Source organism: Sphingomonas sorbitolis (genome assembly GCF_036663875.1).
Taxonomy (GTDB): Bacteria; Pseudomonadota; Alphaproteobacteria; order Sphingomonadales; family Sphingomonadaceae; genus Sphingomonas.
Genome location: NZ_JAXOJS010000002.1, coordinates 267432 through 292880, shown reverse-complemented (window position 1 = coordinate 292880; position 25449 = coordinate 267432). Strand labels below are relative to the sequence as shown.

Genomic DNA, 25449 nt, shown 5'->3' with positions numbered 1-25449 from the left:
TCCTAGCGGCGGGTGAAGTGGCGGGCGAGCGCGTCGCCGGCGTATTGGATGATCTGGACGAGCACGACCAGCAGCACGACGGTGACGACCATGACGTCGGTCTGGAAGCGCTGATAGCCGAACCGGATCGCGAGATCGCCGAGTCCGCCCGCGCCGACCACGCCCGCCATCGCGGTGAACGAGACGAGCGCGACCGCGGTGACGGTGGCGCCGGCGATCAGTCCTGGCAGCGCCTCGGGGATCAGCGCGCCGGTGACGATCTGGCGCGTGGTGGCGCCCATCGACTGCACCGCCTCGATCGTGGTGCGGTCGACTTCCTTAAGCGATCCCTCGACGAGGCGCGCGTAGAACGGCGCGGCTCCGACGACGAGCGGCGGGATCGCGCCGGCGACGCCTAGCGAGGTGCCGACGAGCATGACGGTGAGCGGAATCATCACGATCAGCAGGATGATGAAGGGGACCGAGCGGAGGATGTTGACGATGATCCCGAGCACGGCGTTGGCGACGCGGTTCTGCGACAGCCGGCCCCGGTCGGTGAGGTAGAGCAGGACGCCGAGCGGCAGGCCGAACGCGATCGTCAGGATCAGCGATCCGCCGAGCATGATCAGCGTGTCGAGGCACGCCTGGCCGATGTCCGACCAGTCGATGTTGGCGAAGAAGCTCATGCCGCCAGTGCCGCCAGCATGCGCTGCGTTGCCGGGTGGGTGGCGTTGGCGAATATATCGGTGACTTCGCCGGTCTCGACGATGCGGCCGCGTTCGAGGACGGCGACGCGGTCGCAGACGTAGCGTACAACGTCCATTTCGTGGGTGATGAGAACGATCGTCAGGCCAAGGTCTCGGTTGAGGTCGCGAAGGAGGGTCAGGACCGAGCGGGTGGTTTCGGGGTCTAGTGCGCTGGTGGCTTCGTCGCAGAGCAGGATGTCGGGGTCGGTGGCGAGCGCGCGGGCTATGCCGACGCGCTGCTTCTGGCCGCCGGAGAGCTGGGCGGGGTATTTGGTGGCGTGATCGGCCAGGCCTACGCGGTCGAGCAGCGCGGCGACTTTCGTCTCGCGCTCGGCTTGGGATACGCCCGCGAGCACCAGCGGGAACGCGACGTTCGCGGCGACCGTGCGCGACGACAGCAGGCCGAAGTTCTGGAAGATCATGCCGATCCGGCGGCGCAGCGCTCGTAGGTCCGCGGCCGACAAGGCGGCTACGTCGACGCCATCGACTTCGACCCGGCCCGAAGTCGGGCGTTCGAGCGCGTTGATCAGGCGAATCAGCGTCGATTTGCCTGCGCCGGACTGGCCGATGACCCCGAATACGCCGCGCGCCGGGATTTCAAGCGACACGCCGTCGAGGGCCGCGGCCTCGCTTGCCGGGTAGGTTTTAACGACGTCGGTCAGGCGGATCATGTGGTGCCCATGACCTGCACCGCGAACCGCTCCATTTCCTCGGCCTGCGGGCTCATCTGGAGCAGCAGTAGGTCGAGACCAGCCGCCTCATACTCTGCGACACGCTCCTTCAACTGTTCGGGCGTGCCGACCAGATTGGGGCGCAGGCCGCGGTTGGAGACGGAATATTCCTGGATCTTCATCTCGCGTTCGAGCTGCGTGCCCGACAGCCACTGGTCGAAATTCGCATAGCCCGCGGGAAGCTCGGTGACGCTGGTGATGCGCTCGAGTTCGCGTTTCGCCTCCGCCTCGCTGTCGCGGACGATCGCGTAGGCGGCCATGCCGTATTGCATCGGCGCGCCGCCTGCTGCTTCACGTCGCGCCGCCATGTCGGCGATCTTTGGCGCGATCGCGTCGGCGGGGTCGCCGTGCATGACGTACGCGTCGCACTGCGCGGCGATCATCGCCTTGGCCTTCTCGCTCTCCCCGCCGGCATAGACGGTCGGGCGCTTGGCGGGCTTAGGTGAGCAGATCGCCTGCTGCGTGGTGTAGAACTGGCCCGCGAAGTCAAAGCGCTCCTGCGTCCACAACCCATCGACGACGGTCAGCCACTCAGCGGTGCGCGCGTAGCGATCGTCGTGCTGGTCGAACTGGAGGCCGTATTGCTTCGCCTCGTCCGCCCACCAGGACGAGACGACGTTGAGCGCGAGCCGCCCGCCCGAGATCCGATCGATGTTCGCCGCGGCCTTGGCGAACAGCGCGGGGTGATGGAAGTTCGGACGGACCGCGACCATCAGCTCGATGCTGTCGGTCACCGCCGCCAGCGCCGCCGCCGTCGACCACGCGTCGAGCGCGGGCTGTTCGATGCCCTTGATGTCGTTGAGGTTCAGCTCGGCGATCAGCGTCAGGTCATAGCCCCAGCGCTCGGCATTCTGCGTCAGCGCCTTGGTGTACGCCCAGCTCGCCTCCATCCCCTCGTCGGGGACGTTGCGAAGCCAGCCGCCGAAGACGGGAGTCCAGTAACCATAGCGCATCAGCGGACCTTCTCGATCTGTTCGACGAGGTAATCGACGAGGCGGTCGTGCGGATCCCAGCCGAGTACATCCAAGGGCTTGGCGACGAAGTTCGACAGCGCGTTGATGTCGTAGAAGCGCGCGACGCCGTCACGGTCGTCGATCATCACCTCGACCCCGCCGACGTCGAGATCGACGGCACGGGCGATCGCTTCGGTAGCGTCCTTCAGGGTTTGCGAGGGCTCGACCGCGGCCATCTTGATGCCCGAGCCGGGGACGACGCACGCGTCCGCCGGGCAGAGATCGAACGCACCGCCGCCTGTGACTTCGATCGCATAGAGGAACTTGCGGTCGAGCGTCTCGATCCGGGTGATCGCGCCGTCGCGGACGGGGACGTATTCCTGCACCAGCAGGACGCCGTCGACGCTGTTTGGGAGGCCTGCGTCGGCGACGGCGGTGCGCAGTTCGTCGAGGCTGTCGAAGCGGATGATGCCTGCGCCGGAGCCGCCGATGTTCGCCTTCACGACCAGCGGGAAGCACAGCGTCTGCGCGGCGGGGACGACGTCGGCGGCGCGGTGGACGACGCGTGTCTCGGGGATTGCGAGGCCGAGCGAGGCGATCAGCGACAATTGGCGCGCCTTGGAGGCGTCGATCGCGAGGACGTCGGTGCCGTTTACCACGCGCGCACCAGTGCGGCGCCAGTGATCGAGCATCGCCATCGTGTCGAAGATCGGATGCTCGTCGTTGCGCAGGAAGCTCGACATCGCGATGCGGTTGAAGACGATGGGGGCGGGGGCGCTCTGGTCGGCGGGGTTCCAAAAACCGTCGGGCGTGGCGCGGGTGAACGCGACGCCGCGGCGATCGAGCGCGGCGAACAGCGGTTCGAACCAGAGCGGGTGCTCGTAGAGAATGGCGAGATCGGTCATCGCGTCCCGGATACGCATTGCGCACGGGCGTGCAAACCCAAGCAATAGTTTGCGCCACGCAATTTCGCATCGTTGTCGGCTGATGTTCTCGGCTGACAGGGCGCGTTTGCCGCGGTAGCCTTGGTCATGATCTTGAAAACGCTCGGCGCTTCGCTCGTCCTTCTCTGTGCTGTTTCCGGCTCGGCGCAAACTATCGCTCCGGCGGCACCTGCCACGCCTGTTCCGGCCGAGGCGGCGCCGGCGGCGACCGTCTCGATCGTGATGACGACCAGCGAGGGGCCGATCACGCTGACGCTGGAGAAGGATCGCGCACCGCTGACGACCGCGAATTTTCTGCGCTATGTCGATCAGAAGCGGCTCGATGGGGTGACGTTCTATCGCGCAATGAACCTGGGGCAGGGAACCGGGCTAATCCAGGGCGGGCCGCAGAACGATCCCAAGCGTATCTTGAAGCCCGTCGCGCACGAGCCGACCAGCAAGACCGGGCTGTCGCATGTCGATGGGACGATCTCGCTGGCGCGATTGGCGCCGGGGACGGCGACGGCGGATTTCTTCATTACCGTCGGGCCGGTGCTGTCGTTGGATGCGAACCCGACGGGAAGTGGGGACACCGCGGGGTATGCGGCGTTTGGGCATGTCGTCGAGGGGATGGACGTTGTGAAACGCATCCTTGCTGCGCCGATTTCGGCGACCGCTGGGGTCGGGGTGATGAAGGGGCAGATGATTGCCGCGCCGGTTAAGATTCTGATGGTTCGGCGGGCGAAGTAGCTCGCCCGTCTTTTCCACCCCGGCGAAGGCCGGGGCCCAATTGGTAAGGTCGCAGTGATGTTGGACTGCGCTTCGTTATAGCCGTCCCCCAATTGGGCCCCGGCCTTCGCCGGGGTGGTGTTGGGGTTGGGTCGGTTGGACCGTGACACAGAGCGCCGCCTAGCCGTTCCCCCGCGGACGCGGGGGCCTAGCTAAATATAGGACGGTGAGTGTGGCTCCTGGGCCCCCGCGTTCGCGAGGGAACAAGGAAAAGAAGTGTAGTTAGTGACAGGGAGCTCTCGAACGCGAACTCGACTGTGTCAGGCGGCGACTGCGTCCGCCCTCGTCGCCATCCATGCCTCGGCCTTCGCCAGAGCAGGCGCGTCGTCGACGTCGATCCAGTCGATGTCGCTGCAATCGACGATCCGGGCGAGGCCTTGCGCGGCCAGCAGGCGGACGCCTTCGGTCAAAGACGGGCTCGCGAGCGTTGCCAGCGCGTCCGACAGCGCAGGGCCGATCGCGAAGACGCCGGTGTCGTAGCAGTCGTGCGGTTCGAGGCCCTTGCCGATCGCGACGATGCGGTCGCCTTCGGTGGCGACGCAGGTGACGTCCTCGGGGTCGACCCAGTCATGGCCGAGCCGTCGGTCGATGCCGAGGCGTAGACCACCGCCAGCGCCGGCTTTCGCCATGAGGGCGTAGAGTTCGGGGCTGACGAGGTGGTCGCACATTGCGAGGATCGCTTCGTCACCGGCTAGCGCATCACGCGCCGCCAGTACCGAAACGCCGTTGGGTTCGCGGTGATCGGCGAGCACCGTCTCGACCGCCAGCGGCCAGCGCCGGCTCGCGAGATACGCTTCGATCGCCTCACGCCCGTAGCTCACCGTCACGATCGCCCGCGCGAAACCGGCTTCCGCCAGACCTTCGAGCGCATGAGCGATCAGCGGCCGCCCCGCGACCGCGCAGAGCGGCTTATACGGGGCGGAGGTGCGAAGGCGGCTGCCTTCCCCGGCGGCGAGGATGATCGCCGTTTCAATCCGGGGCGTGTCGATCATGTCAGGCGGCCTTGATGAACCGCTCGACTTCGATCTGTGCGAGATCGTCGGTCATCTGCGTACGCGGGTGCTTGCAGAAATAGGCCGATGCAGGGTCGATCACGCCGGCGATGCCGCGATCCTTGGCGATCTTGGCGCAACGGATCATGTCGATCGCGACACCCGCCGAGTTGGGGCTGTCCTCGACCGAGAGACGCAGCTCGATGTTCATCGGCACGCCGCCGAACAGCTGGCCTTCCATGCGCAGGAAGCAGACCTTGTTGTCGTTCTGCCAGGGCACATAGTCCGACGGGCCGATATGGACGTTGTCGTCGTCCATCCGCTCGGCCGCGACCGACTGAACCGCTTCGGTCTTCGAGATCTTCTTCGACTCGAGACGGCGATGGTTCGACATGTTGAGGAAGTCGGTGTTGCCGCCGGTGTTGAGCTGATACGTGCGATCCAGCTTCACGCCGCGCTTGGCGAACAGGTCGGTCAGCACGCGGTGGACGATCGTCGCGCCGAGTTGCGCCTTGATGTCGTCGCCGATGATCGCGACGCCAGCGTCCTCGAACTTCTTCGCCCAGACCGGGTTCGAGGCGATGAAGACGGGGATGTTGTTGACGAACGCAACGCCTGCTTCGATCGCGCACTCGGCGTAGAATTCGGTCGCTTCCTGCGAACCGACCGGCAGGTAGTTCATGAGCACGTCGGCGCCCGATGCCTTCAGCTCGGCGATGACCTCTTCACGCGTCGGCTCGGCAGCGTCGGAGACGAGGAACGTGCGGTCGTCCTTGAAGTCGGCCATGTGGTCGGCGACGCCGTCCAGCTTCTTGCCCATCTTCACGATCGTGCCGGTGTTGCTCACGTTCGGTGCGAACACCGCGGTGCAGTTCGGCTTGGCGAAGATCGCCTCGGCGACGTCCTTGCCGACCTTGCGGCGATCGACGTCCCAGGCCGCGACGACCTTGATGTCGCTCGGCTTGTAGCCACCCATGTCGAAATGCATCAGGCCGACCTGGTCGTTGGCGCCCTCACGGTAGTGCTCGAGGCCTTGCACGAGCGAGCTCGCGCAGTTGCCGATGCCGACCACGGCGATCCGAATGCTATTCATTACTGACCCTGTTCCTTACGAAAGATGCATGCGCGACGCGGTCTTTGGTCGCGTTGCAGAAGTATTACGAACGAAAGCCCGCTCGACACGACGGTGCCAGACGAGCCCGACGATGGCCACGAGCGTCAAAGGGACGATCTCGAACCACCAGAAGATGCGTGGGTTGCCCGCGAAGCAGGCGACGAAGATCGCCCATACCCGGACATTCGCGGTAAGCAAGGCCATGAAGCGCAAAGGGGCGACGGCGCGGGCCCCGTACAGCGCGCCGAGCGCGACCGGATCGCTGGCCTGGCCGAGCGTCCGCTCGAACGGCATGGCGATCCGGTCGATGCTGCTCGCGACGCCATCATAGAAGCGGACGAGCGCGTTGCCGGTCGGAACGGGAAGCGCTTCGAGCGCCACGCCCTTGATGCGACGATGGAAGCGCGAGCGCTCGCCTTCGTACATGTTCGACTGAACGGCATGCGCGCCACCAGCCGCGACGGCGAGGACCCAGGCTTCGGGCGTATCGATCATCAGCGCGAGCGAGACGTAGATCAACGCGAACACGCCGTGATCGCACAGCCCGTCGAGCATCCGGCCGAGCGGGCTCGCGGTCTTGGTCGCGCGCGCGACCATGCCGTCGAGTCCGTCGGCGATCAGCCATCCCATCGACAGCACCAAGCCGACCAGTGCCAGCGCCCAATTGCCCCATTGGGTATAGGCGAGCGCAGCGGCTCCGCCGAGACAGAGCCCCATGACCGACACCGCATTCGCGGAAATTCCACGCGCCAACGCGAACGGCAAAAGCGCACGGCCTGCCGGGTGTATCAGCCAAAGGTTAGATGGGATCTCGATCCGGCGATCGCGCGATCCATCCGGTGGAGCCACTGTCATAGGATTTTCATAATGCGCCGCGCGGGCGGTTTATGCAAGGTAGCGCAGCTAACCCTATGGAACGCTTGACCGCAATTCTTCGATCCACGCCGTCGCGATCCCGTCCGACGGCGCCCGCCAATCGCCGCGCGGCGACAAGGCGCCGCCCGCCGAGACCTTCGGGCCGTTGGGCATCGCCGACCGCTTGAACTGGCTGGTCGTGAAGAACCGGAACAGGAATTTTTCCAGCCATTTCCGGATCGTCGGCAGGTCGTAGGCGATGCGCGCATCGGCGGGCAGGTCCTCCGGCCACGCGCCGACGCTCGCGTCGCGCCATGCGTGCCACGCCAGAAACGCGATCTTCGAGGGGGCGAGGCCGTGGCGGATCACGCAATGCGCGAAGAAGTCGTTGAGCGCGTACGGCCCGATCATCGACTCGGTGCTCTGCAACGCGCCGTCCGCGCCTGCCGGCACGAGCTCGGGCGAAATCTCCTGCGCAAGGATCGTCGACAGGATCGCATCGGTCGCCGCGTCATACTGGTCGGTGCGGATACACCAGCGGATCAGGAACTGGATCAGCGTCTTCGGCACGCCGCTGTTGACCGCGTAATGGCTCATCTGGTCGCCGACGCCGTAGGTGCACCAGCCAAGCGCCATCTCGCTGAGGTCGCCGGTGCCGAGCACGATCCCGCGGCGCTGGTTGGCGAGACGGAACAGGTAATCGGTGCGCAGCCCGGCCTGCACGTTCTCGAAGGTGATGTCGTAGACGGGTTCGCCTTCGCTGAACGGGTGGCCGATATCCTCCAGCATGCGGCGGGCGGCGGGCTTGATGTCGATCTCTTCGGCGGTGATGCCGAGTGCGCGCATCAGCGCCCAGGCGTTCGCCTTGGTCCCTTCGCCGGTCGCAAAACCGGGCATCGTGAAACCGAGGATGTTGGCCCGCGGGCGGCCGAGCCGGTCCATCGCCTTGGCCGCGACGATCAGCGCGTGCGTCGAGTCGAGCCCGCCGGAGACGCCGATGACGATCGTCTCGGCATGCGCGGAGACCAGCCGCTTCGACAGCGCCTCCACCTGGATGTTGAACGCCTCGTAGCAATCGTCGTCGCGCCGCGCGGGGTCGTTCGGGACGAATGGGAAACGGCGGATTGCGCGCTCGAGACCGCCGTCGGTCAGCACCGGCGCGTGATCGAACGCGATCCGTCGGAAGCGCGTTTCGGGGTTGCCGGCGAATATCGCCGCATCGTTGAACGTGCCGTTGCGCAGACGCTCCTGCGTGATGCGTTCGCAGTCGATGTCGGCGATCACCAGTTCGGGTTCAGTCGAAAACCGCTCAGACTCGGCGATCTGCTCCCCGAGTTCGTGGATCAGGCCTTGGCCGTCCCAGGCCACTTCGGTCGTGCTCTCGCCCGGTCCCGCGGCGGAATAGATATAGGCACACGCCGCGCGCGCGGATTGCGACGCCGCCAGCATCGCCCGCTCGCGTGCCTTGCCGATGACGATGTTCGACGCCGACAGGTTGCAGCAGATCAGCGCACCCGCGAGCGCGCCCGCGGTCGAGGGCGGGGTGGGGGCCCAGTAATCCTCGCAGATCTCGGCATGGACCACGAAGCCGGGCAGGTCGCGCGCGGCGAAGATCAGGTCGGTGCCGAACGGTACCTCTTCACCGTCGAGGTCGATCGTCAGCCCGGTCAGGCCGGCGCCGCTCGCGAACCAGCGCTTCTCATAGAATTCGCGGTAGTTGGGTAGGAACGTCTTCGGCACCACGCCCAGCACGCGCCCGCGCGCGATCGCCAGCGCGCAGTTATACAACCGCCCGTTGCGCACCAACGCCGCGCCGACCAGCAACACCGGCCGCAAGGTCGCGCTCGCCTCGACCACGGTCGCGATCGCGGCCAGCGTCGCGCGCTGCTGCGCGGTCTGGAGATGCAGGTCGTCGATCGCATAGGAGGTGAGGTTCAGTTCGGGGAACACGACGAGGTCGACGCCCTTCGCGTCCGCCTCACGTGCCAAGGCGATCGTGGCCTCGGCATTCGCGGCGGTATCCCCTACCGACGCGCGCGGCGTGGCGGCGGCGACCCGGATCAGGCCATGGCTGTGGATCGCGTAGAATGGGTGCGTCATGTCACACCGATACAAGTGCACGGCCGCACGCGCTACCGGCTTGCCAAGGCGCTCACGTCACTGCGAGGCGTTCGGCAAAGGCCGGATCGCGCCAGGCTTCGGTGTCGAGAATGTCCCGCAGGATGTCGCCCGCGCGCCAGACGTCTTCGTGGCTGAGATACAAGGGCGTCAGGCCGAGGCGGAGGATGTCGGGATCGCGGAAGTCGCCGATCACCCCGCGCGCGATGAGCGCCTGCGTCAGTGCATAGGCTTCCGGGTGGCGGAAGCTGATGTGGCTGCCGCGTCTGGCGGAGTCTCGGGGGCTGACGCAGTCGAGGCCCAACGCGTCGCCGGCGGCGGCGAGGATGGCGAAGAGCTGTGCGCTCTTGGTGGCGACGGCGTGCTGGTCGATGTCGGCCCAGAGGTCGAGTGCGGTTTCCAGCGCGGCGGTCGAGAGCATCGCCGGGGTACCGGCGAGCCAGCGCTTCATGCCGGGCGCGGGGCGGTAGGCATCCTCGAACGCGAACGGCGCGGCATGGCCCATCCAGCCGGAGAGCGGGCTGGCGAACGAATCCTGCCAGCGCTTGGCGACGAAGAGGAACGCCGGCGCACCGGGGCCGCCGTTGAGGTATTTGTACGTGCAGCCGACCGCGAGATCGGCGTTCGCGCCGGTCAGGTCGATCGGGACGGCGCCGACGCTGTGGCTCAGATCCCAGAGCATGAGCGCGCCGGCATCGTGCGCGCGGGCGGTCCACTCGCGCATGTTGAAGCGGTCGCTGGTCTTGTAGTGGACATGTGTGAGCAGCAGCACCGCGGTGTCGTCGTCGAGCGCGGCGGCGAGATCTTCGCGCGCGACCACCTTGAGGCGCGCGCCGGGGACGCAGGCGACCGCGCCCTCGGCGATGTGGAGGTCGGTCGGGAAGTTGCCGGCTTCGCTGACTACGGTGTGGCGGTCGGGGTTGCTGCGCAATGCGGCGACCAGCGCCTTGAACAAATGCGTCGAGGTGGTGTCGCCGATGATCACCTCGTCCGTCGCTGCGCCGATCAGCGGGGCGATCTTGGCGCCGATCCGTTGCGGGGCGTCGATCCAGCCTTCGTTCCAGCTGCGGATGAGGCGGTCGCCCCATTGGCGGGTAGCGACATCGGCGAGTGCGGCGGGGGTCGCCTTGGGCAGCGCGCCGAGCGAATTGCCGTCAAGGTAGATCACGCCGTCGGGAAGCGCGAACCTGTCGCGGTAGGCGGCGAGCGGGTCGGTCGCGTCGAGCGCGCGGGCGTCTTCGAGGGTCACTTGGTCATTCCCAGGTCGGTAAGGATCAGACGCTTTGCTTCTGCCCAGGCGGGCGTTTCGGGGGCGATCAGTTCGACATGGCCGGTCGCGGGGATCGTGTGCAGCGTGGCGGTATCGCCGGCCGCGGTCGCCTTGGCGACATAGTCGGTGGCCATGACGAAGGGGATGATCCGGTCCTCGCGGCCGTTGATCAGGTCCTGCTTTACGCCGAGCGGGAGCAGGCGCGGGACCGACGTGTCGGGATAGATGTCGGGGTGCTGCGGCGTCGGCGTACCGACGAGCTGGGTAACGACCTCGGTGCCGCAGCCGTTTTCGGGGTTCGCCGCGGTGGCTTCGAGATCGGGGAGACCGCCGAGGCTGATGACATGATGGATGCGGAGCGGATGCGCGCTGTAGAGTGCGCTGGTCTTCGCAATCCGCGGGCGGGCGGCGAGCCAGAGTGCGAGGTGACCGCCCGCGGAATGGCCGATCGCGACGACGCGGCGTGTGTCGAGGTTGAACGTCTTCGCGTTTACGGTGAGTTGGTCGGCGGCTTTCGCAGCGTCCTGGAACGTGCCGGGATAGCCGCCACCACTCCGGTCGACGCCGCGATAGTCGATGTTCCACACCGCAACGCCGGCGTTGCGCAGGTCGTCGGCGACCCAGTTCATCAGGCTGCGATCGGCGATGCTGGTCGTCCAGCAGCCGCCATGGACCATCACCACCACCGGCAAGCGGCCTTTGCCGCCGGTCTTGCCCTTGGGGAGCCAGACGTCGACCTTCTGCATCTGGTCGGTTCCATAGGCGATCGTCGCGTCTGGCGTCGGCTTGGGGCGGGCGGTGAGCACGGACCAGGTAAGCAGGTCGGCGGCGGCGGGCATCGGCATCGTGGCCAATGGTAGCAGCAAGGCGGTGGCGAGGAATAGGCGCATCCGGCGACGCTAGCCGACCGTCATCGACCTGTCCCGTCCGTAGACGCCGCGTCGTAAATTTTGCCCCGAACCGGGCGAAAGTCGGCGTAGAGAAGATGTAGAAGTGATCTGCGGCCACGCGGATCGAGCACGGGGGTGCGCCTTGAAGATCCTGGTGTTGTCGAGCCTGTACCCGAATGCCGTGCAGCGGCGTCACGGGATCTTTATCGAGCACCGTGTCGGTCATGTCGCCCGGCCCGGCGACGAGGTTCGCGTGGTCGCGCCCGTGCCGTGGTTCCCGAGCGCCGATCCCCGGTTCGGGCGCTATGCCGAGTTCGCGAACGCGCCGCATGCAGCGGTGCGCCGCGGCGTGGCGATCACGCATCCGCGCTATCCGGTGGTGCCGAAGATCGGCATGGTCGCCGCGCCGTGGCTGATGGCGGCGGCGCTGTACCGGCATATCGCGCGGATACGGCATGAGTTCGATTTCGACGTGATCGATTCCTATTATCTCTATCCCGACGGCGTCGCCGCGAGCCTGCTTGCGCGGAAGTTCGATCGGCCGTTCGTGATGAGCGCGCTCGGGTCGGATGTCAGCCAGATCGCGCAGTATCGCGCCGAGCGGGCTATGATCCTGGCGGCGATCGATCGGGCCAGCGCGACGACTGCGGTGGCGGCGGCGTTGCGCGACGAACTGATCGCGATCGGTGCGGCGCCCGGGAAAGTCTGTGTGGTCGAGCACGGCGTCGATCTCGCCCTGTTCTCGCCGCCTGCCGACCGCGCGGCGTTGCGACAGCGGATGGGGATCACGGCGCCGACGGTGTTGTCGGTCGGGCATCTGATCGATCGCAAGGGGCATGACTTCGCGATCCGCGCGATCGCGACTTTGCCCGACGTGCGGTTGATGATCGCCGGCGATGGGCCGCGCGAGGGGGCATTGCGCGCGCTGGCGGCCAAGCTGGGCGTTGCGGGGCGGGTGGATTTCCTCGGCCATGTCGACCAGCATCGGCTGCCCGACCTGTACGGTGCGGCGGACCTGACCGCGAGCTGCTCCGACCGCGAGGGGATCGCCAACGTCCTGCTCGAGTCGCTCGCCTGCGGAACGCCGTTGGTGGCGACGCCGGTGTGGGGTTCGCCCGAGGTGGTGCGCGTGCCCGAGGCTGGCGTGCTGACCGCGGATCGGTCGGATGCGGCGATCGCCGAGGGGATCGCGCGGTTGCTTGCGGACCTGCCCGATCGGGGCGCGACGCGGACTTTTGGCGAGCGCTACGACTGGCGCGAGACCGGGCGGCAGCATCGCGCGTTGCTCGCCGCCGCGGTTGCCGGGCATGTCCCCAAGGCACCACGAGAACAAAAGGTGACGATGACGCGCGGGATGCTTTGATCGTTACGCGCGCGGCTGCTATCGATGCGCGCAATGGCCAGCAGTGATTTCAAAGACCCCTTCGACAGCATCGTCGACGCCCCCTTCGATAGCGCGCTCAGCGAGCGGTATCTGGTCTATGCGTTGTCGACGATCACGGCGCGGTCGCTGCCCGACGTGCGCGATGGGATGAAGCCGGTGCATCGGCGGCTGCTCTGGGCGATGCGGCTGCTTAAACTTGATCCGGCGCAGGGCTACAAGAAGTGCGCGCGGGTCGTCGGCGACGTCATCGGTAAATATCATCCGCATGGCGACCAGTCGGTCTACGACGCGATGGTGCGCTTGGCGCAGTCGTTCGCGATGCGGTATCCGTTGGTCGACGGGCAGGGCAATTTCGGCAACATCGACGGCGATAACGCGGCTGCCTACCGCTATACCGAGGCACGGCTGACGCAGGTCGCGATCGACCTGATGGATGGGCTGGACGAGGACGCGGTCGCGTATCGCCCGACCTATAATGGCGAAGACCACGAGCCCGAGCTGTTCCCGGGGCTGTTCCCGAACCTGCTGGCGAACGGCGCGAGTGGGATCGCGGTCGGGATGGCGACGAGCATTCCGCCGCACAACGCCGCCGAGTTGCTGGAGGCGGCGATCGTGCTGATCGACCGGCCGGATGCAGACGACGCGGCGATCCTGGAGCATGTGAAGGGGCCGGACTTCCCGACCGGTGGTCTCGTGGTCGATCCGCCGGCCGTAATTCGCGAATCCTATGCGACCGGGCGGGGCGGCTTCCGCGTTCGTGCGCGCTGGGAGACCGAGCGCGAGAAGGGCGGCGGCTGGCAGCTGATCGTCACCGAGATCCCGTACGGCGTGCAGAAGGGCAAGCTGATCGAGCAGATCGCCGAGCTGATCAACGCCAAGCGCCTGCCGATCCTCGCCGACGTGCGTGACGAATCGGATACCGAGATCCGCATCGTGCTGGAGCCGCGTAGTCGCACGGTAGATCCGCAGATCCTGATGGACGGGCTGTTCCGGCTGACCGACCTCGAGACGCGAATCAGCCTCAATCTCAACGTGCTCGACAAGGATCGCACGCCGCGGGTGATGAGCTTGCGCGAGGCGCTGGCGGCGTGGGTCGATCACCAGTTCGTGGTATTGCGCCGGCGGACCGAGCACCGGCTGAGCAAGATCGCCGACCGGGTCGAACTGCTCGACGGCTACCTGATCGCGTATCTCAACCTCGACCGGGTGATCGAAATCATCCGTACCGAGGACGAGCCCAAGAAGGTCATGATCGACGAGTTCGCGCTCACCGATCGTCAGGCGGAAGCGATCCTCAACATGCGGCTGCGCAGCTTGCGGCGGCTGGAAGAGTTCGAGATCAAGACCGAGCGCGACAAGCTCGACAAGGAGCAGGCGACGCTGGCCGCGTTGCTCGCCGATCCGAAGAAACAGCGTGCGCGGATGAAGCGCGACATGGCGAAGATCCGCGATCGCTATGGGCTGGAGACGGTGCTCGGCAAACGCCGTACGACGATCGAGGAGGCCGCACCGACGCGCGACATTCCGCTCGAGGCGATGATCGAGCGCGAGCCTATCACCGTGATCCTGTCGCAGCGCGGCTGGATCCGGGCGATGCGTGGCCACAACGATCTCGCCAGCCCGGAAGCGCTGAAGTTCAAGGAGGGCGATGGCCCGGCGTTCGCGTTCCACGCGCAGACGACGGACAAGCTGCTGCTCGCGGCGGAGAATGGGCGGTTCTACACGCTGGCGGCGGACAAGCTGCCGGGCGGGCGCGGGTTCGGCGAGCCGGTGCGGGCGATGATCGACCTCGACGGCAGCGTCGGGATCGTCGCGCTGCTGCCCGCGAGCAGGCATCCGAAACTGCTGATCGTCGCGACCGATGGGCGTGGCTTCTCGGTGAGCAGCGCGGACGTGATTGCAGAGACTCGCAAGGGCAAGACGGTGATGACGCCGCGGCCGGGCGCGCAGTTGAAGATCGTCCGGCCGATCGGGCCGACCGACGATTACGTCGCGGCGATCGGCGACAATCGCAAGATGCTGGTGTTCCCGCTCGCCGAACTGGTCGAGATGACGCGCGGGCAGGGGCTCCAGTTGCAGCGCTACCGCGATGGCGGGCTGGCGGATGCGATCACCTTCACCTTCGCCGAGGGTTTGAGCTGGGCGATGGGCGGCGGTAGCGGGCGGCAAAGAACCGAATCGGACTTGGGGCCGTGGCGCGCGGCGCGCGGTGCGGCGGGAAGAATGCCACCGACGGGCTTCCCTCGCGACAATCGTTTTGCCTGATCCAGCGGATAGCGCGCTGTAAAATCGTGCGATTGGCTAAAACTGACAGATAACCGGTCTATTCGGTTCCTTCAGGACGTCTTAACGAAGGTCGGCTAGGCAGGGGCATGGCATCGATGGCCCCGGAAGCGATAGCGCAGAACATTGTTGCGACCGACCTGGTCGCACGGGCGCTTGAACTTATCCCCATTCCCGCGGCGCATCTCGTGCTGACCGGAGGCCAGTTCGAGCTGTTCGCAATGAATCGTGCGTACCGGCTCGCGGGCCTCGGTGTCGTGGCGGAACGGTCGCCGATGATCGTCGACCTTGCGCCGCGTATCGTCGCCTTCCTCGAATCCCAGCTGATCCGGACGGATTTCGAATGGGTGCTCGGCGACGCGATCGACTGTCGCTATTACCGCGTGACGATCGCCCGTTCGTTCGCCGCATTCCGCGACCGCTGTACGATCAGCTTCGTCGACCAGACGTCGCAGGTTCAGACCGAGCGCAGCCTCCGGCGCGAAATGACCACCGACAGCCTGACCGGGCTGCCCAACCGCGAAGGGTTCGAGGACCTGATCGAGGGGGGCGAGGATCGTAGCGCCAACGCCGTCCTGGCGATCGATATCGACCGGTTCGGGCGGTTGAATTCGTGCCTCGGTTCGCTGGCGGGCGACGAATTGCTGATCACCGTGGCGCGGCGGATCAAGGGCGCGCTCCGCGCAGGCGATACGCTGGCACGGATCGGCGGCGACCAGTTTGGCATCCTGATGGCGCTCGACGGCAATCGTGGCGAGGCCCATGCGCTGGCCGAGCGGATCCAGCGCACGCTGACGGCACCGTTCCGCCTGACCGATTACGAGATCAGCGTCGAATGCTCGGTCGGGATCGCCTATGGCGCCGACGAAGCCGAGGACGTCGCGGAACTGATCCGCCACGCGCAGTTCGCCGTGAAGCGCGCCAAGGCCAGCGGCCGCGCCGAAAGTTACCTGCCGCAGGACCTTGCGATCGCACGCGCGCAGTTCAGCATGGAGACCGCGCTGCGGCGTGCCATCGCGAACCGCGAGTTGCGGCTGGCGTATCAACCGATCTGCGATCTCGCGACCGGGCGGATCGTATCGTTCGAGGCGCTGGCGCGCTGGACCGATCGAGACGGCCACGTGCATTGTCCGACGGATTTCATCCCGGTGGCCGAGGAATCGGGGTTGATCGTTCCGCTCGGACGCTGGGCGATCGACGAGGCGGCGCAGACCTTGGCGCGCTGGGACGAACGCTTCGGGGGTCATTGCGGCGTCAAGGTCGCGGTCAACCTGTCCGCAATCCAGCTGCAGCGCGACGACATTGCTCCGGTCCTGAGCGCTGCGTTGGACTCGACCGGCCTGACCGGTGACCGGTTCACGCTGGAACTGACGGAAAGCGCGATCGTGTCCGATCCCGACCGGATCGCGGGGACGATGCATGCGCTGAAGGCGCTCGGTACGACGCTGGCGATGGACGATTTCGGGACCGGCTATTCGAACCTGGCGTATCTCCAGAAATTGCCGATCGACGTGTTGAAGATCGACCGGAGCTTCGTGACGGGGATGCTCGCGGACCGCGACAAGGTATCGATCGTCCGCGCGATCCTGAGTCTTGCGCAGGCGCTCGGGATGAAGACGACCGCCGAGGGGATCGAGACCAACGAACTCGCGCAGACCCTGGCGGCGCTGGGGTGCACGTTTGGGCAGGGATATTTCTATGCGAAGCCGCTCGAGGCGGATGCGGCGTTTGCGATGATTGCGCCGTAGGCGGGGGCGCGCATCGATCGGCTTTGTTCTGAGCGCCGCCAACGCAGCTGCCACTGTCATGCCCGTGGCGCGCTCTAGTCCAACCGCTACCGTCGCTTCAACGGCTACCGTCGTCCCTACAGCTCACCGTCCGAGCAACACCTGCCGTCCCGACAGTCCACCGTCTCGACAGCCGGACATCCCAACCGCGCCCGTCATCCCAGCGAAAGCTGGGATCTCCTCGTGGAGCGTCCAGCACGCGCCAACCGGGATACCCCAGCTTTCGCTGGGGTGACGGTCGAGGGGCGGGCGAGTCCGAAGGGGCAGGCGAGTCCCACGGGTCGGGCGAGTCCGACGAGGCGGGCGAGTCCGGCGGCGTGGGGGTCTGACGGGATGGGCAGAACTGAGGGGACGGGCGGGGCGCTGCGGTGAAGCGGGTGGAATACTTGGTCCACACCCCCACGATCCTCCCCCGCCAGGGGGAGGATTGCGGATCCGGCAGGTCTGCCGCGCTAGTTCAGCGCCGCTGCCACCATTTCGTCGGCGATCACGGCGACCCGTGCCGCGTCGGGGAAGCCTTCGACGATCCACTGTGTCTCGACCCTGCGCAGCATCGCCGCGACATCCGGACCCTTGCGCAGGCCGCGTTCGACCAGGGCACCGCCCGAGAACGGGAATGCGGGTGGTGTCCAGTCCTTGATCGTGGCCACGTCGTCGCCCGCGATCAGTAGCCGATCGATCGCGCCGGCCGTGCCTGCGCGATAGGCGAGCGCCTGGGGGCCCTCCTCGCCGGGCCCGGCGGTGGCGGCGATCAGGCGTTTGCGGTCGGTGTTCGATAGCTTCAGCCGCGCGCCGACGGATTCGGCTGCAGCGGGCGCGATCGTCATGGCGAGGCGGCGGATCGGGTCGGGGGCGATCCCGGCCGCGGCTTCGCGGTCGGCTAGGAGGGCGAGACGTTCGGCTCCGGCGGCGTCGATCTCGGGGAGGACGGCGCGGAAAATGCCGCGCTCTACCATCAGCGCGACGACCGGCACCGCATTGGCGGCGACCAGCAGTTTGAGCACTTCGCTCGCGATCCGTTCGCGGGAGAGCGCCATCAGGTCGTTGGCGCGCGCGGTGCAGGCGTCGAGCCCGGCTTTGTCGATCATGGTGCCGAAGCGCGCGTGGAACCGGAAGAAGCGGAGGATGCGGAGGTGATCCTCGGCGATCCGCTGCAACGGGTCGCCGATGAAGCGCACGCGTCGTGCCGCGAGATCGTCGAGCCCGCCGAAATAATCGAAGATCTCGCCGGTCGCGGGATCGGCGTAGAGCGCGTTCATCGTGAAGTCGCGCCGCGCCGCGTCTTCGCGCCAGTCGTCGGTATAGGCTATGATCGCGTGGCGACCGTCGGTCGAGACGTCGCGGCGCAGCGTCGTCACCTCGACCGGCCCGGCGGCGGTGACCGCGGTGATCGTACCGTGCGCGAGTCCGGTCGGGACCGCCTTGATCCGCGCGTCCTGGAGACGCTCGATCACCTCCTGCGGGGGCAGGCGGGTGGCGATGTCGACATCGGCGACGTCGATCCCGAGCAGCGTATCGCGCACGGCGCCGCCGACGAAGCGCGACTCGCCCTCTGCCGCACCCAGAACCTTGGTCAGTGCTGCAAGGCCGTCACGGTCGCGCCACGGCGCGGACGGGAGGATCAAGACCACCTCAGGCGGCGGGCGAGGTTGACGATCATCGCCGCGGTCGCACCCCAGATGCGGCGCTCGTTCCACATGATCTCGTAATAATGCCGGTCATGGCCCTGCCATTCGAGCGTCGCCTCGACATGGTTCGCCTCGTCGAGGAGAAACGCGAGCGGGACTTCGAAGACGCTGGCGACCTCCGCCTCGCTCGGCGTGAAGATCAGGTCCGGCGGGATGATGCCGATGACGGGCGTTACCTGGAAGCCGGTGACGGTGCGGTAGCTGTCGGCCTCGCCGATCACCTGCACCCTGTCGCGGGGGAGTGCGATTTCCTCCTCCGCCTCGCGCAGCGCGGCGGTGACGACGTCCTCGCCGGGATCGATCCGGCCGCCGGGGAATGCGATCTGGCCGGGATGGCGGCTCATCGTGTCGGTGCGCTGCGTCAGGATCACGCCGGGATCGGCGCGATCGGTGACCGCGATCAGCACCGCCGCGGGGAGCAGCGTGTCGGCGGCGGTGAGATCGCCGTCATGCTGGTCGCCGGTGAGCAGGATCATGTGCGATCCGGCGCCCTTGGCCAGTGCCGCCGCCAACCGTTCCGTCAGGCTCATGCGGCGGGCTCCAGCGGAAAGAACGCGCCATCGCTCCACAGACCGGCGGGCGTTTCCCCATCGGCGATCGCGCGCTCGGCGAGGTCGTAATAGACCGAGCGGACCACCAGCGCCTCCATCCCACCGCGGACGGCGAGGTAGGGTCGCGGGCCGCCATCGCCATCGGCTGTATCCTCGACGAAGCGCAACGGATGCTCGGGGCCTGCGGTGACGAGGTCGCCGGTGTTGAGCCGGAAGGCGAGCTTCGAGTCCCGACCGCTGCCCTCCGCCTTCATTTCGACCGCGATGAACGGCGCGTCCTCGACCTCGATATCGAGCTTTTCGACCGGGGTGACGAGGACGTGGCTGCCATCGGCCTCACGACGCAGGATCGTCGAGAACAGCCGGACCATCGCCGGACGCCCGATCGGCGAGCCCTGATGATACCAGGTGCCGTCACGCGCGATCCGCATCTCGCTGTCGCCGCAGTGCGTCGGGTTCCATTTCTCGACCGGCGGCAATTTGGCCTCTTCGACGAGCTTGGCGATCTCGGCGAGGCTGAGCGAGGCGATATCGGGAATGGGATCCATGGGCATGGCGGCGGACTAGGCGGGCAGGGGGCCGAGGTAAAGCGGCGCCTTATGCAGATGCGGTGACCGGCACGCGGGGACCAAGCATCCCGCTGCCGTCCGGCACCGCATCGCCGCGCGCGAGCAGGCGGTGACGTTCGACTGGACCGGGTGCGTCCCAGCGTGCGGTACGCTCGGCGGTGAAGCCGAAGAAGCGGCCGTAATAGTCGGGATCGCCGATCAGCATCAGCGCATCGTCGAAGCCGGTCGCCGCGGCGGCGTCGAGCGCGCGCGCCATCAACTGCCGGCCGATGCCGTCGCCCTGATGCGTCGGCTCGACCGCGACCGGGCCGACCATGACGAGCGGGATCTGGCGGGTATCGTCGACCAGCGCGATCGGCCAGCACTGGATCGAGCCGACCAGCACGCCGTCCTCGATCGCAGCGAAGCTGAGCGCGGCGATCGCCTTGCCGGCACCGCGGATCGTGTAGGCGGTGCGCGCGAACCGATCGGGCCCGAACGCGCGGTCGAGCAGGAACTCGACCGCGGTCGAGTCGATGCTGTCGAGGGGGACGAGAGTGATCACCGGCATCTCCTGCCCCTAGTGCGTCCGAGCATGGACGGCACCTGGTCGGTGGGGCAGCGCGCTTTAGCCTTGGCGAGGCTGAACGCAAGGATAACCGGCCGTCGGCGATCACGCCTGGCCGGACGGAGGGGGAGGGCAGGTACCAACCGGTTATCGCCGCCTCGCCCTCCGACGCCTCCGGCGCCACCTCCCCCTGACGGGGGACGATTGGTGGATCGGCCTCCGCACGACGCTTCGAAGAGCCGACTTTCATCTCGGCGTGCGTCTGCTAGAGGCGCGGCGATGGAAGACAGTCTTCAACTCGAAGTCCACGATCTCGAAGTGCAGGTCCTGACCGGCATCTATTCGGAGGAGACTCACCTGCCGCAGCCGCTGCGGATTTCGCTCACCGTGGATATGGTGTGCCCCAAGCGGTTCGACCCGGACACGCCGTTGTCCGCCTCGAAGAATTACCTCGATCTCAAGAACGCGGCGACCACCGCGCTGCCGGTCGGCGTGCACTTCACGCTGATCGAGGGTGTTGCGGATCACATTTGCGAGACGCTGTTCCTGCAGGATGCGCGGGTGCTGCGCGTGCAGGTGAAGATCGTGAAGCTGGCGATCGCCGAGGCGGACGAGGCGATCGGCGTGACGCTCGTCCGCCATCGCCGCTGACGCCATGCGGCTGACGCTGGAGCCGGGCGACGATGTCGCCGCGTTGGTGCGGGGGGCGATTGGCGACTCGCGAGTCGTGGCGATTGCCGCGACGCTGGACGTGCTGGCGATGGCGCAGGCGCGGGCGGCGATCGGACCGCTGGCGATCGAGCTCGCGCCTGCGACTCGGGTCAATGCGGTGGTGCAGACCGCGGGGGCCGAGCCCGCCGATATGGATGCCGCGGTCGCTTTTCTCGAAGCGGCACGGTCCACCACCGGGCAAGTGATCGAGATCCGCCGGCGCTGATCCAGAATGATCCTCCCCGGTGCGGGGAGGATCATGGGGGCGTCTAGATCTTCCGCGTGCGACCGCATGGGCCGAGCGCGGCCAGCACGAACGCATAGTCCTCGCGCGCGATCGTCGCATCGGCGGCTTCGAGCGACGTGGTGCTCCGCTCGGGCAGGGTCGGCGGCAACGCGCATGCCATCCGGTACCACAGCAGAGTCTCGGGCGCGGGGGGGGCAGCCGACTCGTCGACGATCTCGCTCAGTGCAACGGCCCAGCGTGGCTGCTCGCCGGGGCGCCGCAGGATCGAGAGCGACACCGGACGCTGATCCGCGGTTGTCAGGAAAATCTGTGTCTCGCCCTCGCCGGGCAGCGCGCCGGCGACGTGGAAGGCATTGCCAACCCCGGTGATGACCGGCGGTGCATCGCTCGCCAACGCGTCTTTGGCGATCCGTCGTGCGCGCGCATCCGACGCGGGCGTCCAATCGAGTTGCGCGTCGGGCGCGACCAGCTGGACCTGGTTGACCGCCCCCGCCACCGGTCGGGCGAAGATCAGCACGCGCGCCTTCTTGAACTTGGGCACGCGGCCCGCCGAATCGGGCATGACGTCAAGCAGATATCCGATTCGTGGCGGCAACCCGTCCGCCCCCCGAACCAGCGCGGTGACGTCCACCTCGACATATAGTCGGACAAGCCCCGGAGCCAGATTGGGCGCTTCGGCCGCTTTTATCTTACTTGTCGATCGCACCGTTGCATCGGCAATGATCGGCGCGGACAAAACGAGATCGGCGATGTCGGCATACCCGATGCCGCCGGCAGGATCCCGTTGCATCGCAGCACCCGAAACGGCGTCGTTACTGGCGGAAACCTGCGGTGCTACGGGCGCTTGCGCGGCGCGGACGGGGAGCGCGACGAGCGCCAGTGAGAGGGCCGAAGCCGTAACGGGAAACAGTGGATTCATGCCCGCAAGCTACGCGACCGTGCCTGAACGATACAGAAATAATTCTGCCATCTTGCGATTGTACGTTTGTTGCGTCTGACAAAGCGTTTGCGTGTCGCATGACGTGGCGATAGGACTTGGCGACTGCCCCGTGGTTATTCCGGCCAACGGCAGACGTATGCGTCGCGTATTCAGTACGAACCATGCGTACGGAGCAGGCAGATTAAGGGAGTGTCGTTTCTGAATGGCCTATACTGACCAGAAGATGTCCGGAGGCAAAATCGTCGCGATCGTGATCGTCGCGCTGATTCATGCGGCCTTGGGCTACGCTTTCGTCACGGGCCTCGCGTACCAGTACGTGAAAAAGGCCCAAGAAAAGATGACGACGTTCGACGTGGAGCCGCCGCCGCCGCCGCCTCCGCCCGACGAGCCCCCGCCGCCGCCGCCTGACCAGCCAAACCTGCCGCCGCCGCCGACTACGGTCGTCACGCCGCCGCCGGTGGTTGTCACGCCTCAGCCCGCGCCTGCCATGCAGACGTCGAACATCATCCCGCTTAGCCAGCCGACGGCTCCGCCAGCGCCTCCCGCGCCGCCGGCACCGCCAGCAGCGCCGCCAGCGCCCAGGGTGTCGCAGGCTGCCGGTCTGAAGGGTAATCCGGCGCAGTATTTCGGTGCGGATAACTATCCGCCATCGGCACAGCGTGAGGGTGCGCAGGGTCGCGTGTCCGCGAAGCTGACGATCGGTACGGATGGTCGCGTGACCGGCTGTACGGTGTCGTCGGGCAGCGGCAACACGACGCTCGACGACGCGACGTGCCGCATCTCCAAGGCAAGGGTGCGCTTCACCCCGGCCAAGGACGAGAACGGCAATCCGATCGCCTCGTCGTACCAGTTGAACGTCCGGTGGGTCCTTCCAGAGGATTGATCCCACCTACCCTAACCGCACCAGATAAAATTCAGTCAGAGGACTAAACCGATCATGATCACCACCATTCTTGCAGCGGCAGCGCCCGCCGCAGCCGACGCCAACCCGTACGGCCTGCAAGCCGCACTCCGCGAAGGCGGTCTGATCTCGCAGACCGTGTTCGGCATCCTCGTGCTGATGTCGGTCGTCTCGTTCTACATCCTGTTCTCGAAGCTGTTCGAGCAGCAGAAGATCATCGGTCAGGGCAAGCGCGTCCGTCAGGCGTTCTGGTCGTCGAACAGCCTTCGCGAAGGTTCGGCCAAGCTCGAGAAGAACTCGGCCTACAAGCAGATCGTCGACGACGGCCTGGCCGCTCAGGAGCAGCATTCGAAGCTGACCGATCCGGTCGAGGCGCATGACTGGCTGCACGGTTCGCTGGCGCGTTCGGAAGCCGCGATCAACTCGAAGCTGGGTGGCGGTCTCGCCTTCCTCGCGACGGTCGGTTCGGTTTCGCCGTTCATCGGTCTGTTCGGTACGGTTATCGGCATCTACCGCGCACTCGTTAAGATCGGCGCATCGGGTCAGGCATCGATCGACAAGGTCGCGGGGCCGGTCGGTGAAGCCCTGATCATGACCGCCCTCGGTCTGGTCGTCGCGGTTCCTGCCGTTCTGTCGTACAACTGGCTGCAGCGTCGCAACAAGTCGATCGCAGAGGACCTGTCGGCCTTCTCGAACGACGTGCTGGGCTTCCTTGCTTCGAACGGTGCCGTCCGCCCGTCGATCGCCAGTGCTGCAAAGCCCGTCACGAAGCCTGTTACGACGACCACGACCGCCGGCCAGACCGGTGGCGTACCGCGCGCCAACTAAGACGTGCAAAAGGCGGGGCCTGCTGTCCGCAGCGGCCCCGCTTCATTGCCGCCGGCGGTTCCGGTGGCGATTATATGGATAGGATAGTTCGCACATGGCGATGAGTGTTGGTGGCGATTCCACCGAGAGTTCGATATCGGACATCAATACGACGCCGCTGGTCGACGTCATGCTCGTGCTCCTGATCATCTTCCTGGTGACGACGACCGTCGCGGTCCAGGCAGTGCAGCTGAAGCTGCCGGATGTTCGGTTCGATCCGACGATGACCAAGCCTGAGAACGTCTCGCTGTCGGTGACGTCGGCCAATAACCAGTGCCAGGTGTACTGGGGTCTTTCGCCGGTCACGCACGAAGAGCTGTTGCAGCGCGCCGTCGACAAGCTGAAGGCGGAGATCGCACGTCAGGGCGGTGTCAACGCGGCTGGTCTCGAATTGCCCGAGGCGCACATCCGCGGCGACGTGAACGCACCGTATCGCTGCATCGGTGCGACGATCTACACGATGCAGCAGGCCGGGTTCGCCCGCGTCGGCTTCATCTCCGAACCGCCTCCAGGCGGCACCACCGAACGTTGATGCCGAACGCTGAAGGTTGCTCGGACGTATTTAGGAGTAGTATAAGATGGCAATGAGCGGCGGCAAAGAAGATGGCGCGCCGATGATGGAAATGAACATGACGCCGTTGATCGACGTCCTGCTCGTTCTCCTCATCATGTTCATCATCACGATCCCCATTCAGACGCACGCCGTGAAGGTCGACCTTCCGGTCAACAGCAAGAACCAGCCGCAGAACCCGGTCGATCCGCAGAAGAACAAGATCACAATCGATCCCGCCGGTGTCGTCGCGTGGAACGGTTCGCCGGTCGACGAAGTCACGCTGCGCCAGTATCTGGATCAGTCCGCTGGCATGACGCCCGAGCCCGAACTCCACTTCCAGCCCGATCCGCAGTCGAAGTATGAAGTGGTCGATCGCACGCTGGCCGTTATCAAGCGGTCGTCGATCACCAAGCTCGGCTTCATCGGCAACGAGCAGTATCGCAACGACTTCTAAGTCGACTCGCGTACCTATCGAACTTCAAAGGGCGGTCCTCCGGGGCCGCCCTTTTTCGTTGTGCGAGGGAGGATGTGCGGGGGCATCTGCGGGGCTCTTGCAGGACTTGATCAATGTACTTGTATGACAGTCATCGAAGTGACACACCGTTGTCATAAAAATGAAACCTTCGGATCGGCGAAGGTCCATGGAGATGAGCGATGCGCAAGACCGTCCTGTTCGTTCTCGCAACCCTCGGCGCAGTGACGCCGGCGCTGGCGGCGCCGTCCGCGACCGTCGATCGCACCGGCTACACGGCGATCGCGGCGGGTGATCTCTCGACAGCGGAACAGCGCATCGTCGCCGAGCGGAAGATTTTCCCGCAGCGTCCCGAGCTGATGTTGAATCTGGCCTCGGTCTATCATCGGACCGGCCGCGAGTCGGAAGCACGCGCGCTGTATGCCGCGGTGCTGGCGCGGCCCGCGGTCGCGATGGATTTGCCATCGGGTGCGGTGCTGTCGTCGCACGACATTGCGAGCCGCGCGCTTGGCCAGCAGACGCAGCAGATCGCGACTCGCTGACGCTTTGGTTGCGGCAGTGATCGGGAAGGGCGCGCCCTCCCTTGTTC

Annotated in this window: 26 protein-coding genes; 11 read left to right on the top strand and 15 right to left on the bottom strand. The window is 66.4% G+C overall.

Annotation, left to right across the window (positions count from 1 at the left end):
* Window positions 1–2: 2 nt before the first annotated feature.
* From U1763_RS06650 to U1763_RS06635, 4 genes are read right to left on the bottom strand one after another with little or no spacing between them, the layout of a single operon-like run.
* The gene (locus tag U1763_RS06650) at window positions 3–665 is read right to left on the bottom strand and encodes a methionine ABC transporter permease (protein WP_332754604.1); all 663 of its coding nucleotides are present in this window, start codon (window positions 663–665) and stop codon (window positions 3–5) included.
* Window positions 662–1396: a methionine ABC transporter ATP-binding protein gene (locus U1763_RS06645; RefSeq protein WP_332754603.1), complete on the bottom strand. Its 735-nt coding sequence runs from the start codon at window positions 1394–1396 to the stop codon at window positions 662–664. Before U1763_RS06645 ends, U1763_RS06650 begins: the two co-directional genes overlap by 4 nt.
* Window positions 1393–2409 (bottom strand): LLM class flavin-dependent oxidoreductase, encoded by a 1017-nt coding sequence (locus U1763_RS06640; protein ID WP_332754602.1) that lies wholly within the window; start codon window positions 2407–2409, stop codon window positions 1393–1395. The genes U1763_RS06645 and U1763_RS06640 overlap by 4 nt, the downstream gene beginning before the upstream one ends.
* Entirely contained in the window at window positions 2409–3314 is a 906-nt protein-coding gene (locus U1763_RS06635; RefSeq protein WP_332754601.1) for an ATP-grasp domain-containing protein, read from the bottom strand. The genes U1763_RS06640 and U1763_RS06635 overlap by 1 nt, the downstream gene beginning before the upstream one ends.
* A gap of 126 nt (window positions 3315–3440) precedes the next feature.
* On the opposite strand from U1763_RS06635, the gene U1763_RS06630 reads away from it, so the two are divergent.
* On the top strand, window positions 3441–4082 hold the full coding sequence (locus tag U1763_RS06630) for a peptidylprolyl isomerase (RefSeq protein WP_332754600.1): 642 nt from the start codon (window positions 3441–3443) through the stop codon (window positions 4080–4082).
* 299 nt (window positions 4083–4381) lie between these two features.
* Here U1763_RS06630 and U1763_RS06625 read toward each other — a convergent pair whose 3' ends face one another.
* Genes U1763_RS06625 through U1763_RS06600 form a run of 6 tightly spaced genes read right to left on the bottom strand, consistent with a single transcriptional unit; the run spans window position 4382 to window position 11360 of the window.
* Window positions 4382–5113 carry a phosphocholine cytidylyltransferase family protein gene (locus U1763_RS06625; RefSeq protein ID WP_332754599.1) on the bottom strand — a complete coding sequence of 244 codons (732 nt, stop codon included), beginning with the start codon at window positions 5111–5113 and terminating at the stop codon, window positions 4382–4384.
* Between the two features lies 1 nt (window position 5114).
* Complete coding sequence (locus tag U1763_RS06620) at window positions 5115–6206, bottom strand: inositol-3-phosphate synthase (RefSeq protein WP_132735585.1); 1092 nt, start codon at window positions 6204–6206, stop codon at window positions 5115–5117.
* Between the two features lie 15 nt (window positions 6207–6221).
* Window positions 6222–7082: a CDP-alcohol phosphatidyltransferase family protein gene (locus U1763_RS06615; RefSeq protein ID WP_332754598.1), complete on the bottom strand. Its 861-nt coding sequence runs from the start codon at window positions 7080–7082 to the stop codon at window positions 6222–6224.
* Between the two features lie 54 nt (window positions 7083–7136).
* Window positions 7137–9182, bottom strand: coding sequence for an NAD(+) synthase (locus U1763_RS06610; RefSeq protein ID WP_332754597.1), 2046 nt, complete (start codon window positions 9180–9182; stop codon window positions 7137–7139).
* Between the two features lie 52 nt (window positions 9183–9234).
* Window positions 9235–10449 carry a kynureninase gene (gene kynU / locus U1763_RS06605; protein WP_332754596.1) on the bottom strand — a complete coding sequence of 405 codons (1215 nt, stop codon included), beginning with the start codon at window positions 10447–10449 and terminating at the stop codon, window positions 9235–9237.
* Window positions 10446–11360 (bottom strand): alpha/beta hydrolase family protein, encoded by a 915-nt coding sequence (locus U1763_RS06600; protein ID WP_332754595.1) that lies wholly within the window; start codon window positions 11358–11360, stop codon window positions 10446–10448. The genes kynU and U1763_RS06600 overlap by 4 nt, the downstream gene beginning before the upstream one ends.
* Before the next feature lie 142 nt (window positions 11361–11502).
* Between U1763_RS06600 and U1763_RS06595 the strand changes: the two genes are divergently transcribed.
* The 3 genes from U1763_RS06595 to U1763_RS06585 all read left to right on the top strand — a co-directional run bounded on the left by U1763_RS06595 (window position 11503) and on the right by U1763_RS06585 (window position 16775).
* Window positions 11503–12723, top strand: a complete 1221-nt coding sequence (locus U1763_RS06595; RefSeq protein ID WP_332754594.1) for a glycosyltransferase — start codon at window positions 11503–11505, stop codon at window positions 12721–12723.
* A 33-nt stretch (window positions 12724–12756) separates the two neighbouring features.
* Window positions 12757–15009: a DNA topoisomerase IV subunit A gene (parC, locus tag U1763_RS06590; RefSeq protein WP_332754593.1), complete on the top strand. Its 2253-nt coding sequence runs from the start codon at window positions 12757–12759 to the stop codon at window positions 15007–15009.
* 107 nt (window positions 15010–15116) lie between these two features.
* Window positions 15117–16775, top strand: coding sequence for a putative bifunctional diguanylate cyclase/phosphodiesterase (locus tag U1763_RS06585; protein WP_332754592.1), 1659 nt, complete (start codon window positions 15117–15119; stop codon window positions 16773–16775).
* Window positions 16776–17266: 491 nt separating this feature from the next.
* On the opposite strand, the gene U1763_RS06580 is transcribed toward U1763_RS06585, so the two are convergent.
* Genes U1763_RS06580 through U1763_RS06565 form a run of 4 tightly spaced genes read right to left on the bottom strand, consistent with a single transcriptional unit; the run spans window position 17267 to window position 20166 of the window.
* Complete coding sequence (locus tag U1763_RS06580; protein ID WP_443026888.1) at window positions 17267–18445, bottom strand: CCA tRNA nucleotidyltransferase; 1179 nt, start codon at window positions 18443–18445, stop codon at window positions 17267–17269.
* The gene (locus U1763_RS06575; protein WP_132735565.1) at window positions 18436–19032 is read right to left on the bottom strand and encodes a CoA pyrophosphatase; all 597 of its coding nucleotides are present in this window, start codon (window positions 19030–19032) and stop codon (window positions 18436–18438) included. Before U1763_RS06575 ends, U1763_RS06580 begins: the two co-directional genes overlap by 10 nt.
* On the bottom strand, window positions 19029–19607 hold the full coding sequence (locus U1763_RS06570) for a DUF1285 domain-containing protein (RefSeq protein ID WP_132895303.1): 579 nt from the start codon (window positions 19605–19607) through the stop codon (window positions 19029–19031). Before U1763_RS06570 ends, U1763_RS06575 begins: the two co-directional genes overlap by 4 nt.
* Window positions 19608–19650: 43 nt before the next feature.
* Window positions 19651–20166, bottom strand: a complete 516-nt coding sequence (locus U1763_RS06565) for a GNAT family N-acetyltransferase (protein ID WP_332754590.1) — start codon at window positions 20164–20166, stop codon at window positions 19651–19653.
* Between the two features lie 282 nt (window positions 20167–20448).
* On the opposite strand from U1763_RS06565, the gene U1763_RS06560 reads away from it, so the two are divergent.
* Window positions 20449–20820 (top strand): dihydroneopterin aldolase, encoded by a 372-nt coding sequence (locus U1763_RS06560; RefSeq protein WP_132735556.1) that lies wholly within the window; start codon window positions 20449–20451, stop codon window positions 20818–20820.
* Between the two features lie 4 nt (window positions 20821–20824).
* Entirely contained in the window at window positions 20825–21106 is a 282-nt protein-coding gene (locus U1763_RS06555) for a Rossmann fold domain-containing protein (protein WP_332754589.1), read from the top strand.
* A gap of 43 nt (window positions 21107–21149) precedes the next feature.
* Here U1763_RS06555 and U1763_RS06550 read toward each other — a convergent pair whose 3' ends face one another.
* Window positions 21150–22046: a hypothetical protein gene (locus tag U1763_RS06550; RefSeq protein WP_332754588.1), complete on the bottom strand. Its 897-nt coding sequence runs from the start codon at window positions 22044–22046 to the stop codon at window positions 21150–21152.
* 223 nt (window positions 22047–22269) lie between these two features.
* On the opposite strand from U1763_RS06550, the gene U1763_RS06545 reads away from it, so the two are divergent.
* The 5 genes from U1763_RS06545 (at window position 22270) to U1763_RS06525 (ending at window position 25402) form a co-directional block, all read left to right on the top strand.
* The gene (locus U1763_RS06545) at window positions 22270–22950 is read left to right on the top strand and encodes an energy transducer TonB (protein ID WP_132735548.1); all 681 of its coding nucleotides are present in this window, start codon (window positions 22270–22272) and stop codon (window positions 22948–22950) included.
* A 54-nt stretch (window positions 22951–23004) separates the two neighbouring features.
* Window positions 23005–23796 (top strand): MotA/TolQ/ExbB proton channel family protein, encoded by a 792-nt coding sequence (locus tag U1763_RS06540; protein WP_332754587.1) that lies wholly within the window; start codon window positions 23005–23007, stop codon window positions 23794–23796.
* Window positions 23797–23890: 94 nt separating this feature from the next.
* Window positions 23891–24367: an ExbD/TolR family protein gene (locus U1763_RS06535; protein ID WP_132735542.1), complete on the top strand. Its 477-nt coding sequence runs from the start codon at window positions 23891–23893 to the stop codon at window positions 24365–24367.
* A 46-nt stretch (window positions 24368–24413) separates the two neighbouring features.
* Window positions 24414–24842, top strand: coding sequence for an ExbD/TolR family protein (locus U1763_RS06530; protein WP_165886455.1), 429 nt, complete (start codon window positions 24414–24416; stop codon window positions 24840–24842).
* A 200-nt stretch (window positions 24843–25042) separates the two neighbouring features.
* Entirely contained in the window at window positions 25043–25402 is a 360-nt protein-coding gene (locus U1763_RS06525) for a tetratricopeptide repeat protein (RefSeq protein WP_132895299.1), read from the top strand.
* The last annotated feature ends 47 nt before the right edge of the window (window positions 25403–25449 follow it).

Coding starts and splice junctions, on each gene's coding strand:
- U1763_RS06525 (WP_132895299.1), top strand. CDS start 25,043: ATGCGCAAGACCGTCCTGTTCGTTCTCGCAACCCTCGGCGCAGTGACG.
- U1763_RS06540 (WP_332754587.1), top strand. CDS start 23,005: ATGATCACCACCATTCTTGCAGCGGCAGCGCCCGCCGCAGCCGACGCC.
- U1763_RS06635 (WP_332754601.1), bottom strand. CDS start 3,314: ATGACCGATCTCGCCATTCTCTACGAGCACCCGCTCTGGTTCGAACCG.
- U1763_RS06610 (WP_332754597.1), bottom strand. CDS start 9,182: ATGACGCACCCATTCTACGCGATCCACAGCCATGGCCTGATCCGGGTC.
- U1763_RS06630 (WP_332754600.1), top strand. CDS start 3,441: ATGATCTTGAAAACGCTCGGCGCTTCGCTCGTCCTTCTCTGTGCTGTT.
- U1763_RS06575 (WP_132735565.1), bottom strand. CDS start 19,032: ATGAGCCTGACGGAACGGTTGGCGGCGGCACTGGCCAAGGGCGCCGGA.
- U1763_RS06560 (WP_132735556.1), top strand. CDS start 20,449: ATGGAAGACAGTCTTCAACTCGAAGTCCACGATCTCGAAGTGCAGGTC.
- U1763_RS06550 (WP_332754588.1), bottom strand. CDS start 22,046: ATGAATCCACTGTTTCCCGTTACGGCTTCGGCCCTCTCACTGGCGCTC.
- U1763_RS06600 (WP_332754595.1), bottom strand. CDS start 11,360: ATGCGCCTATTCCTCGCCACCGCCTTGCTGCTACCATTGGCCACGATG.
- U1763_RS06535 (WP_132735542.1), top strand. CDS start 23,891: ATGGCGATGAGTGTTGGTGGCGATTCCACCGAGAGTTCGATATCGGAC.
- U1763_RS06570 (WP_132895303.1), bottom strand. CDS start 19,607: ATGCCCATGGATCCCATTCCCGATATCGCCTCGCTCAGCCTCGCCGAG.
- U1763_RS06530 (WP_165886455.1), top strand. CDS start 24,414: ATGGCAATGAGCGGCGGCAAAGAAGATGGCGCGCCGATGATGGAAATG.
- U1763_RS06555 (WP_332754589.1), top strand. CDS start 20,825: ATGCGGCTGACGCTGGAGCCGGGCGACGATGTCGCCGCGTTGGTGCGG.
- parC (WP_332754593.1), top strand. CDS start 12,757: ATGGCCAGCAGTGATTTCAAAGACCCCTTCGACAGCATCGTCGACGCC.
- U1763_RS06585 (WP_332754592.1), top strand. CDS start 15,117: ATGGCATCGATGGCCCCGGAAGCGATAGCGCAGAACATTGTTGCGACC.
- U1763_RS06645 (WP_332754603.1), bottom strand. CDS start 1,396: ATGATCCGCCTGACCGACGTCGTTAAAACCTACCCGGCAAGCGAGGCC.
- U1763_RS06650 (WP_332754604.1), bottom strand. CDS start 665: ATGAGCTTCTTCGCCAACATCGACTGGTCGGACATCGGCCAGGCGTGC.
- U1763_RS06615 (WP_332754598.1), bottom strand. CDS start 7,082: ATGACAGTGGCTCCACCGGATGGATCGCGCGATCGCCGGATCGAGATC.
- U1763_RS06625 (WP_332754599.1), bottom strand. CDS start 5,113: ATGATCGACACGCCCCGGATTGAAACGGCGATCATCCTCGCCGCCGGG.
- U1763_RS06620 (WP_132735585.1), bottom strand. CDS start 6,206: ATGAATAGCATTCGGATCGCCGTGGTCGGCATCGGCAACTGCGCGAGC.
- U1763_RS06640 (WP_332754602.1), bottom strand. CDS start 2,409: ATGCGCTATGGTTACTGGACTCCCGTCTTCGGCGGCTGGCTTCGCAAC.
- U1763_RS06545 (WP_132735548.1), top strand. CDS start 22,270: ATGGCCTATACTGACCAGAAGATGTCCGGAGGCAAAATCGTCGCGATC.